Origin of the sequence: Mycobacterium simiae (genome assembly GCF_008370645.1) — a bacterium.
Taxonomy (GTDB): Bacteria; Actinomycetota; Actinomycetes; order Mycobacteriales; family Mycobacteriaceae; genus Mycobacterium; species Mycobacterium simiae_A.
Genome location: NZ_VTZN01000137.1, coordinates 1 through 14,515, shown reverse-complemented (window position 1 = coordinate 14,515; position 14,515 = coordinate 1). Strand labels below are relative to the sequence as shown.

General features: G+C 65.5%; 8 protein-coding genes. 4 read left to right on the top strand and 4 right to left on the bottom strand.

Features of this window, described 5'->3' with window-relative positions; translation table 11 throughout:
* Positions 1-974 precede the first annotated feature (974 nt).
* Complete coding sequence (locus F0Q45_RS19150) at positions 975-2,819, top strand: PE family protein (protein ID WP_149655438.1); 1,845 nt, start codon at positions 975-977, stop codon at positions 2,817-2,819.
* Between the two features lie 471 nt (positions 2,820-3,290).
* Positions 3,291-5,297 (top strand): PE family protein, encoded by a 2,007-nt coding sequence (locus F0Q45_RS19145; RefSeq protein WP_149655437.1) that lies wholly within the window; start codon positions 3,291-3,293, stop codon positions 5,295-5,297.
* Between the two features lie 137 nt (positions 5,298-5,434).
* Here the strand turns inward: F0Q45_RS19145 and F0Q45_RS19140 are convergent, their stop codons facing one another.
* The 4 genes from F0Q45_RS19140 to F0Q45_RS19130 form a co-directional block, all read right to left on the bottom strand.
* Entirely contained in the window at positions 5,435-6,421 is a 987-nt protein-coding gene (locus tag F0Q45_RS19140) for a bile acid:sodium symporter family protein (protein ID WP_149655436.1), read from the bottom strand.
* Positions 6,421-6,549, bottom strand: a complete 129-nt coding sequence (locus F0Q45_RS29440) for a hypothetical protein (RefSeq protein ID WP_262491063.1) — start codon at positions 6,547-6,549, stop codon at positions 6,421-6,423. Before F0Q45_RS29440 ends, F0Q45_RS19140 begins: the two co-directional genes overlap by 1 nt.
* 537 nt (positions 6,550-7,086) lie before the next feature.
* Positions 7,087-10,344, bottom strand: coding sequence for a helix-turn-helix transcriptional regulator (locus tag F0Q45_RS19135; RefSeq protein WP_149655435.1), 3,258 nt, complete (start codon positions 10,342-10,344; stop codon positions 7,087-7,089).
* Positions 10,345-10,591: 247 nt separating this feature from the next.
* Positions 10,592-11,215 (bottom strand): TetR/AcrR family transcriptional regulator, encoded by a 624-nt coding sequence (locus F0Q45_RS19130; RefSeq protein ID WP_149655434.1) that lies wholly within the window; start codon positions 11,213-11,215, stop codon positions 10,592-10,594.
* Positions 11,216-12,309: 1,094 nt separating this feature from the next.
* Here F0Q45_RS19130 and F0Q45_RS19125 point away from each other — a divergent pair.
* Positions 12,310-12,519 carry a hypothetical protein gene (locus F0Q45_RS19125; protein WP_223163925.1) on the top strand — a complete coding sequence of 70 codons (210 nt, stop codon included), beginning with the start codon at positions 12,310-12,312 and terminating at the stop codon, positions 12,517-12,519.
* Positions 12,520-13,428: 909 nt separating this feature from the next.
* On the top strand, positions 13,429-14,515 hold a 1,087-nt coding region (locus F0Q45_RS19120; protein ID WP_149655432.1), incomplete at its 3' end, for a PE family protein.

Sequence of the window (14,515 nt, the reverse complement as noted above, 5' to 3'; positions counted from 1 at the left end):
TGGTCCCCGTCAAGACCCCGCCCCACCGACCTAGGCCTTGGGCATAAATCCCCGGCGGGGTGGTATCGAGAACTTTTACCGCCATGTGCGTTACGTTCCTCCAATAAACACTGTAATTGCCGTTTCATGGCCGGTCGCTACCTAGCAATAGCACTAACCCGAGATATCGCCTAGCTAGTTCAGCTGGGAATCTCCTGAATAAATCGCTTCGGGGAAGGGCGAGTGTTCCTCGACGGCATGCCAGTGAAATTCATCAACCGGCCAGAAAATTCGCCAGTTACGTGGGGCAGCCGCGTTACGGCGCCCGGCCCTAAAACAGCTGCTAACCTGAGCTTTCTGCACCCTTCCGGAAGCGGAGCTGACAACCTGCCGAAGCCTCGCCACGCGGGCCGCAACCACCGGTTTGGCCGCTCGTCGGATAAGAGTCTGACCGACAGCGATCAATCGTTAATCCAAACACGATGAATTCAGACACTCGACCCACCCGAAATTCAGCAAGCACAGAATTCCGCAGCCCTAGAAATTCCACACGCGAAGAATTAAGAAATCCGCACAAGCGGTCCGATAATGGAGACAATAACGTAAAGTATCGGGACATAGCCCGCGTACGAGCCTGCATCGACAATCCCGGACGGTGGGGTGCTCGGGTGTGCCCGCGCTAGCCCCACCGTGCGGCATCGTTCGACCGACTGGAGTGTGGTGAGAGGACATCCCATCAGGAGATCGAGGCATAGTGGCCATGCTCGTAAGTCCGTCGAGGGTGGGGATCGCGGTCCTTGCGCCGAGATGGACGTTAGCGTCACACCTTCTGCCACTTATCTGCGCTGGCGTCGATCTCGGCGGTGTCGGGTGAACGCCGGCCTCCTAACAGACCGACCCCGGCGAACCTACGAGCGCGACCACTCAGCTACCGGGATACGTCCACCGCGGTGCAGCACACCTGAATTGTTATGTGAGGTCAAAGGAGCGAACTGATGTCCTACGTTCTGGTTGCGCCGGAGATGCTGGCGGCGGCGGCCTCGGATTTGGCCAGTATTGGATCGACGATCAGCACCGCCAATGCCGCCGCGGCGGCCCCGACCACCGCAATAGCGGCCGCAGCCGCCGATGAAGTGTCCGCCGCCATCGCGGCACTGTTTGGCGCCCACGCCCAGGAATATCAAGGCCTCACCACCGCGCTGGCAAGGATTCATGAGCAATTCGTGCGCAGCTTGACCGCCAGCAGCAACGCCTACGCCAGCGCCGAGGCCACCAACGCATCACCGCTACAGCAAGCGCTCAATCTGATCAATTCGCCCGCCCAAACACTCTTGGGGCGCCCGCTGATCGCGAATGGTAGCAACGGGACGCCCGGCTCCGGAGAAAACGGCGGACCCGGTGGACTGCTCTGGGGCAATGGCGGCCACGGCGGATCCGGCGCACCCGGCCAAGTCGGCGGCAACGGCGGGGCCGCCGGGTTGATCGGCAACGGCGGCAACGGTGGCATTGGAGGGGCCGGCGCGACCGGCGGTACCGGCGGCACTGGCGGGCTGTTGTTCGGCAATGGCGGTGCCGGCGGTAATGGTGGCGTCGCTATGGCGGGCATCAACGGAGGGATGGCCGGGTCGGGCGGTCTTGGCGGCAACGCCATCCTGTTCGGCGACGGAGGTGCGGGCGGACAAGGTGGCACCGGCCTAGCCGGCACCGACGCAGCCAACCCAACCCCTAGCGGTACAGCCGGAACCGGTTCCACAGGTACCCCTTTCACTGGGGATGGTCAGGCCGGACCCGGCGGCCCCGGTCATAACGGCGCCCCCGGTCAAAACGGCGGTACCGGAGGAACCGGCGGAAAGGCGACCGGCGGCGGTGCGACCGGGGGCACGGGGGGCAACGGCGGCGAGGCCGGTGAGGGGGGCGCCAACGGCGGCGCCGGCGGGGCCGGCGGGAGCGCGAGTACCACCGACCTCACGGCAACCAGCTTCGGCGGTCAAGGAGGTAACGGGGCCAACGGCAGCGGCCCGGGCGGTGCGGGCGGAGCTGGCGGTGCCGGCGGCTCCGCCCACTCCTCCGATGGCCCGGCGACCGGCGGTGCCGGTGGCAACGGCGGCAAAGGCGCCGCCAGCAACCTACCCGGCGGCAATGGCCGTGACGGTGGCGCCGGCGGCATCGGCGGCAACGGTGGGCTGCTCATCGGCAACGGCGGCGCTGGCGGCATTGGCGGTGTTGGCGGGGCCGGCGGTGCCGGCGCACCGGGCGGTGCGGGGGGTGTTGGCGGCGGTGGCGGCACGGCGACCGGAGACTTGAATATCGTTGGCCCCGCCGCCCAAGGAAAAGATGGCGGCAGCGGCGGTTTCGGCGGCAACTCGACGGGCGTCGGCGGCAAAGGTGGCGCCGGCGGAGTAGGTGGTAACGGCGGCAACGCCGGGCGACTAATCGGCTTCGGCGGTGCCGGCGGTGACGCCGGCAACGGCGGCGTTGGCGGCGTTGGCGGCGCCGGCGGCGCCGCAGGTGCCGGAGGCCAGGGCGGCGATGCAATCAGCGGCGAAGTCAGCACCGGCGGCAACGGCGGGAATGGGGGCGGTGGCGGCAACGGCGCCAACGGCGGCAACGGCGGCGCCGCCGGGCTCACCGGCGGCAAGGGCGGCCAAGGAGGGTTGATCGGAGCCTCGGGCTTCGATGGCGCACTCGGTGTCGGCGGCAAAGGCGGTGCCGGCGGTGCCGGCGGCGCAGGCGGCCCCGCCGGCGCGGGCGGACAGGCAAGCGGTTTGATCGCTAACGACGGCGACCCGGGCCTCAACGGACTTCCGGGCAAAGCGGGCGCAGCCGGCCAAGACGGTTGATTGGATCGAGCGCTCGCTACCCAGATGACTCTATGCGCCTGTGCTCGTGCGGCGCCGGTCGCGGTGCCGCTGCGCAGTGCAACCTTATCGGCCGTCAATGTCGGTGCGCTTGGCAATTTGGCCTCGCTCACCGGTACAGCAAGACCGGCCGTCAGTCCAAGCAACTTCGTCATCGTCATTTGCCCTCGCTTCTTGCGTGAATCGGACTGGCGGACGGTCGTCCACATTTTCGAACGCCCGAATTGAAGCGGTTTTGCAAATTTTGGTAATTCGCGATTCCATGAAATCATGAGGGCGGCCAAGCAAGAGACTAAAATCATCGCTCGACGAATATCCCCGCCGGAAAATATTCTATATACGGAATTTGCAGTACTGCTAGTCCCCGGCTCCAATCCTCGATATGCTGTACCAATATGGCGCGGCCCGGACGGGTAGCTAGCGGTTCGTGAAAGTGACACGTGAAGGTGACACATGCCGTATGTATTCGCGGCCCCAGAAGTTGTGTCGGTCGCCGCCTCGAATTTGGCGGTTATTCGGTCGGCCATCGACGCGGCCAACGCAGCGGCGGCACTCCCCACGACGCAGGTCCTGGCCGCCGCGGCCGACGAGGTGTCGACGGCCATTGCGGCGATGTTCGGTCAGCATGCCCAGACATATCAGGCCATCAGCGCTCAGGCCGCGACCTTTCACTCCAAATTCATCCTGGCACTAAACGCCGGCGCAGCCTCCTACGAAGCTGCCGAAGCCACCAACGCGTCCCTTTTGCAGACCATGCAGCAGCTGGTTCTCAACGCGATCAATACTCCCGCTCAAACATTTCTGGGTCGCCCGCTGATCGGTGACGGCGCCGATGCCACGATGCCCGGCGGTAACGGCGGATCCGGCGGAATCCTGTGGGGCAACGGCGGGGCCGGGGCATCTGGCGCCACCGGCCAGGTCGGCGGTAGCGGCGGCAGTGCCGGATTCATGGGCAACGGCGGGGCCGGCGGAGCTGGTGGCCCGGGTGCTGGTGGCGGGGCCGGTGGAGCCGGCGGGATGCTGTTCGGCATGGGTGGAGCTGGCGGCAACGGCGGGGACGCGATGGTGGCCGGGGCAAACGGCGGCAACGGCGGGGCCGGCGGTAATGCCGGGTTGTTCGGCGCCGGCGGCGCCGGCGGACGTGGTGGACAAGGTGCGCACGGCGCCAACGCCGTTAACCCGAGTCCGGTGCCCCAGACCGGCCAGGCGCCCGCGGGCAACCCCGGTGGCGTGGGCGTCGACGGCGACCCCGGTCAGCCCGGCGCAGTCACCGGAGAAGCGGGCGGCGACGGCGGAGCCGGCGGCGCCGGCGTCCCCGGCGCCGGTATCACGCCGGGGGGTGCCGGCGGTGATGGCGGCCTCGGCGGCGATGGCAACACCGGTGCTCCCGGCGGCCTTGGCGGCACCGGCGGCGATGGCGGCACAGGCGGCGATGGCGGCACCTCATCAGGCACCACATCGGGAGGCGTTGGCGGTAGCGGCGGCGACGGCGGTGCCGGCGGCGATGGTGCACCGGGCGGCGACGGCGGCGACGGTGGCAACGGTGGCCGCGGCGGGAGCACGACAATTAGAACCGGGCGCGCCAGCCCGGGAGCCGCTGGTGGCGTGGGTGGCGACGGCGGCGCCGGTGGCATCGGCGCGGTCGGCGGCAACGGCGGCAACGGCGGCAACGGCGGCAACAGCGGCAGCGGTGGGCTCTCCACGCCCTCCCCCGGCGCCGGCGGTGCGGGCGGTAACGGCGGCGATGGCGGCGCCGGCACCAGCGGGCAAGCTGGCGGTGATGGTGGCCACGGTGGCGTCGGCGGTAATGGCGGACTGCTGGCCGGTGATGGCGGCGCCGGTGGTGCCGGCGGGTTAGCGGGCCACGGCGGAGCGGCCGCGCCCGGGGCCGATGGCGGCTCCGCAGGCGCCGGCGGCCGCGCCGGTAGCATCCCGCTAGGAAAGATTACCCAGGGTGGCAGCGGCGGCGATGGCGGCATCGGCGGCATTGGTGGCGACGGCGGGACGGGCGGGGACGGTGGCGCTGGCGGCCAAGGCGGCGCCGGTGGAAGCGCCGGGTTGCTGGTCGGCAACGGCGGCGCCGGCGGCGCCGGTGGTCTAGGCGGGTCCGGTGGACTTGGTGGCGGCGGCGCGCAAGGTGGCAACGGCGGATCCGGCGGCGGTTCAAGCGGTTCGGGTACCGTCCAAGGCGGCATTGGTGATGGCGGCAGCGGCGGCAACGGCGGGAAGGGCGGCGACGGCGGCGACGGCGGTGCGGGCGGCATCGGTGGCACAGGTAGCTTATTTGGCGCCGCGGGCAGCGCCGGGGGCAACGCTGCCGGCGGGAGTGGCGGAACCGGAGGCCTGCGTGGTCAGGGCGGTGACCCTGGAACCGTTGGACGTGCGGGCACCGGAAGCGTCGGTGCCGAAGGCACGGACGGAATCGAAGGAAACCCCGGCAATCTCGGCGGCGCTAACTGATATCTCGCCGAGCCTGGTGAGCAGCCACTTTGCGCCGCGGACTTCGGCGCTCAGGCCATGCAGTAGTTGACCGTGGTGCCAACATCTAGGATCGTCGTCTCGCTGACGTCACCCGCCTGGGTTTCCGGTCATCGCTCTCAACGCCGTTCGGCGTGCCGGCGAGGATCGCATCGCCGGGCTGGCTCCTTGGCGAACCTGCTGGCGATCGCCGCGCAGACGATCAGCTGCAACTGGTGAAAGAGCACCAGCGGCAACATGATCAAGCCAACCGTGGGGGCGGGGAAAAGCACCAGCGCTACTGGAAGGCCAGATGCCAGGCTCTTTTTCGAACCGCAGAACATGAGGACGATCGCATCGCCGCGCTCGAGGCGGGCCAACAGGCCAATGACCCGAGTGCAGACCAGCACCATCGCGAGCAACGTGGCAACAAGGGCGACGACAAGGACGAAATGCCATGGATCGACGCTGACCCAAACTCCCTCGACCACGCCCACCGAAAACGCCCTATACAACATCACTAGTATCGATGCGCGTTCAACCACCTTCAGCAGCGTCGCGTGCCGGGCGATCACTGCGGCTATCCATGGCCGCGCCAGCTGGCCCAACGCAAACGGCAAAAGCAGCTGCAGAAATATCTCGACGATCGCTGTGTTGGCGACACGCAGCCCCCCACGGGTGTGGAACAGCAGCATCGCCAACAGCGGGGTTAACACCACACCGAGGATGTTGGACAACGATGCGCTGACCACTGCGGCCGAGACGTGGCCGCGGGCTATCGACGTGAACAATACAGAGGATTGCATCGTTGAGGGGACCAGACACAGAAACAGCAGTCCCTTATGCAGGTCGTCGGTCATTAAGGAGCCAACCGATTCGCTTGCGATCAGCCCGAGAATCGGGAAGATCACGAAGGTGGTGGTCAACACCAGTGCGTGCAGTTGCCATCGGCGCACCCCGTGCCTGGCCTGCTGCGGCGACAGCCGGGCACCGTAGAGGAAAAACAGCAACGCTATCGCCACTTTGGTGGCCGCGTCGGCGAACTCGGCGCTGACGCCGCGGGCCGGGAACAGGGCCGCAAGCACCACTGCCCCCAACACCAGGAAGGGCAACGAAACTAACGACATCAGCCTGCTCCGGTGAACTCAAACACCAACTCACGCGTCATGCAAAGCGGCCGACAAACCCAGGCGGCACCAAGCGTGCAGTCGTCGTTGGGCAACTCGACATCGGGCCGCCAAATGGTGAGGGTCATGCCTGCGTCCTCTCCGGGAGCGTCATGCCGTGGGTACGGGCCACGAACCCACCGCACGATCTTGGCCCGAAATGTGTTTTTGTTCTGGCTTTTCGCCTGCGCCCTGCGGTGACCAGCCGCGTTGTTGTGGACCGTCGGACTCGCCCAGAAATCTAGCGATTTTGTTCGTCAAACCGCACAATTTAGACATCACGTGCTATTCGCCTCGTATGTCGTGGAGTATTGGGTTGGTTGCCCCGTACATTACGCTGTTGTTTACTGGATTGCGACCGTTGGTCCCGATTTAATGGCAGTAATTATTGCACCGATTATCTGGTCGACGAATTCGAGCGCGCGGTTGCGAGAAATTCACCGTGATCGGAATAATGGGTGGGTCCGTGCATCGAAGGTAATAGTGCAAAGCGAATCAACCCGGCGGAGCAAGCGGTGCGCCTGCGCAGGAGACGGCGAAATAAGACGATGACCACAGGAGTCCGCGCATCCGGGCGCGGACACAGACCCAGCCAAAAGTCTCCGCGGTGCGACACAGGGGAATGCTCAGGGGTGACTGACAACTTCTTTAGCGAGTTGAACGCGGGAGCTCACACCGAGCTTGTTGTAGACGTGGGTCAGGTGGGCTTGCACAGTCCGATGTGAGACAACAAGCCGCGACGCGATGTCCTTGTTGGTCAGTCCCTCACCAACCAATCGCACAACTTCGAGTTCGGCAGGCGTGAGCGAGTCCCAACCGCTGGTCGGCCGTTGATGTCGGCCGAGGCATCGCCGCGCATACGTGATCGCCTCTTCGGTCGACAAAGCTGCGCCCTCGGCCCACGCGGCGTCGAAGTTCGTTTCGCCCATCGCGTCGCGCAGCGCCGCCACCGAGGCTTCGTAGCCGGCTTGGTATATCACGAAGCGGACTAGGCCGATACGCTGCCGCATTGCCTCTGCGGCGCCGAAAAGCTGCGCTGCTTCGTGGTAAGTGTCGGCGTTGCTGGCCAGACCGGCAAGACATTCAAGCACGTCCGGAAGGTCCACATATGCCCCAAATTCGGCCGCGCAGGCCAGTGCACGACGGGCGTCACGTTCGGCTTTGTCTGGCTTCCCTTCGGCGATCCCGATCCGGGCCCGCGCCGTCAGGGCCACCATCAGGTACCGACCGGACGCTGTGTGCACGGCCTCGTCGCCCCAGCGCCGCGCCCCGGCGAGATCGCCTGAGGCGAGCGCGACCTGAGCGTTGAACGCGCGTTGTACCGCCGCCGACTGGGGCATGGCCGCGCCTAAGTTCCGCCACGCCGCCTCACCGGCCTGCTGAGCCCCTGCAACGTCGCCGGCGGCGAGGGCCGCGGTGGCCAACGCCGAGTAGCCCATACCCGCGTAGTACTCACCCAGCTCGGCGGCCTCGAGGGCCGTGTCGGCCGCGGCACGGGCGGCATCTGTATCACCTTGGTATGCCAGGGCGTAGCCCAGGCCCTGAAGGCTGTTCGCCCGGTGCATCACATCGTGGGACGCTTCGGCCTCGTTCGCAACTTCGCGGAATTGCGCGACGGCTCCCGCGAGGTCGCCTTGCATCAGCTGGGCAAACCCGAGGCACAAGCGACACCAACGTGAGCGGGACCGGTCGCCGATCGCATTCGCTAGATCGCGTCCCTCCTCGGCGGCTTTGCGCACCGCGATCGGGTGACCCGCCAGGACCGCATCGACCGCCTGAAAAGACAGGATCTGGCACAGCCTCCACCGATCGTCAAGGATGCGCGCCAGGCCGTCCGCCTCCTCGAAGTACGGCGCGGCCACCTCGGCAGTGGCGACAACTACAGAAATCAAGCCACAAGCGGTGAGTGCCCGGGACAGCAGGGCTGGGTCATCGAGTTCGCGCGCGATGGCCAGCGCCTGTTGAGCTCGCGTCATGCCCGCGGCCGCGTCGACAAAGATGTCCAGCATGGCCCGGTCGGCGAGCGCCCGCGCGCGCACTGCCGGCGCAACTGCTCGGTTGTCGGTGTCTGCCTCGGTCAGAACGGTGTCAAACCAGGTCCGCCCTTCTCTCATCCGGCCGCGTGTCACCCACACCGGCTGCAGCGAGGACGCCAGCGTCAACGCGAGTTCAATATCGGAGTTCTCGCGGCTCCACCCGAAGGCGGCCCGTAGGTTGTCGATCTCAGTTTCGGCCTGCTCGATGTGCCGTTGATGGTCGGCGGTGTCGGGCAGGTCGAGCATGCTGGCCAGCATTGTGTAGTGGTCGCGGTGGCGGACCCGCACTGCGGCGACATCGCCGGACTCGACGAGCTTTTCCAGTGCATACTGGCGCACCGTCTCCAGTAGCCGATAACGCGTGCGGCCGCCGCTGTCGTCGGCCACCACCAGCGACTTGTCGACGAGCAGCATGAGCTCGTCGAGCACCTGGTAGGGCTGGATATCACCGTCGCCTGCGACTGCTTGCGCGGCGTCGAGGAAAAAGCCACCGACAAACACCCCCAGCCGGCGAAACAACACACTCTCGGGCCCGGTGAGCAGCGTGTGCGACCAATCCAGCGAGGCCCGCAGCGTCTGCTGGCGGCGCACCACGGTACGTGCACCGCCGGTCAACAGCTGGAATCGGTCACGCAAACCATCGATGATCTCGCCCAGAGACAACCCTCGCACCCGAGCGGCCGCCAGCTCGATCGCCAGCGGCAAGCCGTCCACGCGTTCGCAGATCTCCGCCACGGTGGTGGCATGGTCACCAATGAGGCGGAAAGCGGGCCGCACACGTCGGGCCCGGTCGCAGAACAACTGGCAGGCCTCATCGCTGACTGACAGCGATGGCACCCGCCAACTCACCTCGCCCGCAACACCGATCGGCTCACGACTGGTCGCCAACACCGTCACGCCCGGGCACGTTCCCACCAGGGCCACCACCAAAGTGGTGGTCGCGTCGAGTAGATGCTCACAGTTGTCCAGCAACAGCAATGCTCGACGCTTGGTGAGGAAAGACAGCACTGTATCCACGGCGGCGCGGCCGAGCTGGTCCTGCAGACCCAGCGCACGGGCCAGCGTGATCGGCACCAGCTCAGGGTCGGTGATTGGCGCCAGGTCCACGTACCACGCACCGCCGAACTCATGTGCGATCTGGGCTGCGGCTTGCACCGCCAGTCGCGTCTTGCCGACGCCGCCGACGCCGGTCAGGGTGACCAGGCGGTTCTCGGCCATGAGCCGGCGGACTTCGCCGATCTGTGCGGCGCGCCCGATGAAACTGGTGAGCTGTACTGGAAAACCGTGCGCCACAGCCTCATCGGCGGCCCGTAGTGGCGGGAACTCGACACGCAGGTCGGGATGGCATAGCTGCACCACTCGCTCAGGGCGCGCTCGATCATCGAGCGGGTGGGTGCCAAGATCGATCAACCAGGCTCCATCAGGGAGCCGATCGAAGACCATGTCTTCGGCGGCACCCGAGAGAAGCGTCTGGCCCCCGTGCGCCAGATCACGCAGCCGTGCGGTACAGCTGACGGTCCGACCGGAGTAGTTGGCGGTATCGCGGAGCTCCACCTCTCCGGTGTGCACCCCGATGCGTAATCGGATCGGGGACAACTGCGCTCGCTGCAAGTCCAGCGCGGTGGCGACCGCCGCCGAGGCGCGCGCGAACGCGATGACGAAACCGCCGCCGTCACCCTGCTCGGCCGGCCGTGCCCCATCGTGGGCTGCGGTCACATCGGACAGCAGCTCATCGAGGCGTGTTAGTGCGGCCCTCAGCTCCGCAGGTTGGGTGTCCCAAAGCCGGCTTGATCCCTCGACATCGGCTAGTAGCAATGTCACTGTGCCTGCCGGCAGGAACTCGCTCACATCTCCGTCGCTTCACCTCGGTCGCTGTCATGCTAGTCAGGATTGGCGACCGCGCCTAGCCAAACGACGTGCCTGACCCGTTTTTTGGCGCGTTGCAGGTGGTGGTGCCGCGGCTATGTTGCGGGCAAAATCGATATGGCCGCGCGACGGCAGGTGACGAACAAGCTGCCTACCCAGCTTCGGAAACAGCATCCCGGCGCTGCCGGTCGACCAGGCCAGCGAGGTCGCTGACCGTGGCACGCTCCGTTCAGGGCGCGTGCAGGTCCTGCAGCTCCTCAGTGAGGTAGCGCTGCAAGTTTGGTGCGATCACTTCCGCGATATGCCGGGCCGGCATCGACGCGAACGGCTCGATCTGCACGATATAGCGCGCAATGATCACACCCAGCAGTTGCGCCGCGACGAACTGGGCACGGATCATGCCTGTGCCCGCTGGGTTGTCGATCCGAGAACCCAGCTCGGCAGTGATCACTTCCTGCAAGAAGGAGCGTGCCAAACTCGCATCGTCCCCGGCGATCAGCGACCTTAGGATTGCGATCAACCCGGCGCCGAGTTCGGAGTCCCATAGCGGCAACAGCATGGACGGCAGCTTGAATCCGAGTTCTTCGACCGGGGTTTCCCGCATGGGACCCAGCACTTGCATCGGGTCGATGTGGACGCGGATCGCGGCGGCGAAAAGCTGCTGCTTGGACCCGAAGTAGTGATGCACCAGCGCGGCATCGACCCCGGCCCCCGCGGCCACGGCCCGTATCGATGTTCGGTCGATACCGTTGCGCGCAAAAAGTTCCCGCGCGTTGGCGAGTATGCGGTCGCGAGTGGTGGAGTTGTTGCCGGGAGGGCGCCCGCGCCGCCGGCGCTCAATGTTTACGGTCATGTTAATACGCCGTCCTTCTTCGCAGCGTCGCCGCGGCCAGGTACAGCGCCGCTATCTCTCTACATGGCCTCGTCTTTCTTCCGACAAGTCCGCGCTTCGAATGTGCCACTGGAACGGATCAATGCCATCGGCAACTACGCCATAATCCCGAAGGGGGTCGTAGAGACTCTTGTGCGGTGCGTATGTCTTACATACGTGATTGCGCTGACGTGTGACCGCGTCCTACGAGCCTCCCCCGGCGGCGGAACTGGGCGAATACAACTGATTTGCCGCGACGGGGACGCGAGTGAGCAGCTGTCCTTTCACCAGTCCCGCAAGACCTGGCCATGCAGATCGCTGATACCTCAATCCCACCCCAACCTGCGTCCCAGGCGGGCAAGTGCCGCCGTTCGCACACCACCACCACTGCGGCGGCGAGCTACACCCCTACCAACCATCATCATCGTCATCAAAGCCCCGGCCTATTCACCTCGAACCCGCCGCAAATCAGAAATAATGAACGCTATCTTACATCAACAGCTACCTCAATCAACCACCATTCATAATTTCCATAAAACATCAATCGCTGAATTTTCTGCTCCGGAATTCTCATGGTGTTGAATTCAATCAAGCCATCGATAAATTCATCGTACCGAGAATAGTGTAGATATCAGGTTCTTCTTTATTCAGAATGCGTTGAGGGCGTTGTGAACGTGTATCATCCTGGAGTGGCCGGTTCAACATAACCGCTTTTAAAGCTGGTCTTGACTGGCGCCTGAGTAGAAGTGGTCCACTTCATATGTTGTTCTTTTCAACGCGCATTCTTGCTCGGGATAATTCATCGACTAAGGAACATTTGGTTGCCCGCCTAAACACGCGGAATTGTGGACACGCCACGAGCATTAATATGCTCGCATTTTGCCATAATTATTGGCTATGTCGGCTGACATCCAATAGCCATTAGCAAAGTCGTGACACTTCGTTAGTTCAAGCCCTCAGTGCTCAGCTAGCCATGTTTCATGACCGATTCGGGCAGGCGCGTTTGACGGCCCGGCTACCGGATGAAATGTCAGCGCCGAAGCCGTCAACGCCTCGCCGCTGCAATGCTGTTCGGGATGATCAATGCCCACCCGGGCCTTCATGGGGCGCGGCTGATCGCCGTGAGCGCCGGGGGCCAGGCCGTAGCGGGCGGCGGATTCAGCGTCGGAGGCAACAGCTGCGGGGGCGGCAACAGCTGCGGGGGCGGCAACGGCGCCGATGGCGGCAACGGCGGTGCCGGCGGACACTCGGTCCCGCGGGTCCGAGTGGCAACGCGGTTGGATTGATCCCCGTTGACTTGACGGCGAACCCAGTCTCAACGGTTTTCGGGAAGTGACGGCGCACCCGGCCGGCTGCGGACAAGTGGGTTTGGCCGTCGTTGCAAAGACACGTCCAGGTGCAGATGTTCCGGGCATCCGGGTTCGCCCAGACACCGTCCGGTGGTTATCGGTCCTGGGCCGGCCGAGTGCCACGAATGTGGCTGAAGACCTCCGCCATACCGTCATTCATGGTCACGCTGGTAGTGGCTGCGCCCTTGATCCCCGGCGGCAACGTGGTAGCGCGCTATCTACTCGAACACCCAGCGCGCCCGCCCGGCGGCAACCGCCAGTCTGGACGACGACTACTCAACGGACATCACTTCTTTGAAAGTAAACTCTGGGAAATTCAGCGACAAAAGAATTTCGTCCGAAAATCGCCAGATGGCGAATTGAAAAATTGTCCGAACACGCGCAACACTGCAGGCAATAAGGTAATGTGCCCGGCATCCACTCAATGTCCTACGCACGCGACGGGAATGGCATGCCATGGCAAGCTCGTGTGGTTTGACGGCAGAAGACGCCAGATCGTGAGGCGTGGCCGGCGGTCGACAACGACACCGCCAGTCGCGGTGCGGAGCCGGGGATGGTTCGGTGAGATGCACCTACCAGGCGGCGGCCTTCGTGCAGCTGGGCGCCACCTCAGGGCGGCCGCTCCGGAGCCCACGGCCCTGCCAACCTGCGCCCCCGCCTGGCCGATCAGGCCAGGCTCCCGTCGTCGCCACCGGCAGGAACGTCATCAGCGAAACCGTTGGAGCCATGAATGCGGTGTCGAGAACCATTCTACGATTGTGACCGACGATAATTTCCTGGCGATTCTTCGATGCCATAACCGTCGGCGCGCGAGCTGTAATAAGTCAACAACGGATGGAGTACAACATGTCGTTTGTGATCGCGCTACCGGAAGTAGTGACAACGGCAGCAACGGATCTGGCCGGCATCGGGTCGGCGATCGGAGCCGCCAGCGCTGCGGCCGCGGCCCCGACCATCGAGGTGGCGGCCGCGGCCGCTGATGAGGTGTCGACGGCCGTTGCTGCCCTGTTCGGAGCCCACGCCCAGCAATATCAGGCCCTCAGCGCCCAAGCGGCAACCTTTCATGCCCAGTTCGTCAACTCGCTGATCGCCAGCGCCGGTAGGTATGCAGCCGCCGAGGCCGCCAACGCCACTCCCCTGCAGCCGCTCCTCGATCTGATCAATGCGCCCACCCAGGCCCTGATTGGAGTCCCATTGATCGGCGACGGCGCTAATGGCGTGCTTCCGGGACAGGATGGCAAGCCGGGCGGGTTGTTGTTCGGTAACGGCGGCAACGGCGCCCCGGGGGATCCCGCACTACCACTACCCGGTGGTAACGGCGGCGCCGCCGGGTTGTTCGGCAACGGCGGCAACGGCGGAGCCGGCGGCGCTGGCGCGGCCGGCGGTACGGGTGGTACCGGCGGACTGCTTTTCGGCAATGGTGGTGCTGGCGGGCCAGGCGGTATCGCGACGATAGGCGTCAACGGCGGGATGGCCGGCGCCGGGGGCAACGGTGGGAATGCGATCCTGTTCGGCACCGGAGGCGCCGGCGGCCAAGGTGGCACCGGCCTAGCCGGAGCAAACGGCCTCAATCCCCTCGTCTTCGACGCAGCGACCCCCGGCCCGGATGGCCAGAACGTAACCACGAGCAGCAATCCATCCGACGATCCTCTCCAAGCCGGCAACGGCGACCCCGGCGGTACCGGCAGCGTGACTCTAAACGGCGGCACCGGAGGGCTGGGCGGGTCGGCCACGTCCACAAACGATGTCAATGCCCTAGGCGGTAAGGGAGGCATCGGGGGCGACGGCGCCAACGGCGGCGCCGGCGGGCCCGGCGGCTCTGGCGAAAACTCGCAAACTAGTGGCCCAGCCACCCCAACTGGCCGGGGCGGTGCTGGTGCGTCGGCCTTTGCCGGCGGGACCGGCGGTAACGGCGGAGCCGGTGGTGCCGGCG

Excerpts from the sequence above, each read along its gene's own strand:
- F0Q45_RS19150 (WP_149655438.1), top strand. The coding sequence starts at position 975 with ATGTCCTACGTTCTGGTTGCGCCGGAGATGCTGGCGGCGGCGGCCTCG.
- F0Q45_RS19145 (WP_149655437.1), top strand. The coding sequence starts at position 3,291 with ATGCCGTATGTATTCGCGGCCCCAGAAGTTGTGTCGGTCGCCGCCTCG.
- F0Q45_RS19140 (WP_149655436.1), bottom strand. The coding sequence starts at position 6,421 with ATGTCGTTAGTTTCGTTGCCCTTCCTGGTGTTGGGGGCAGTGGTGCTT.
- F0Q45_RS29440 (WP_262491063.1), bottom strand. The coding sequence starts at position 6,549 with ATGACCCTCACCATTTGGCGGCCCGATGTCGAGTTGCCCAACGACGAC.
- F0Q45_RS19130 (WP_149655434.1), bottom strand. The coding sequence starts at position 11,215 with ATGACCGTAAACATTGAGCGCCGGCGGCGCGGGCGCCCTCCCGGCAAC.
- F0Q45_RS19125 (WP_223163925.1), top strand. The coding sequence starts at position 12,310 with ATGATCAATGCCCACCCGGGCCTTCATGGGGCGCGGCTGATCGCCGTG.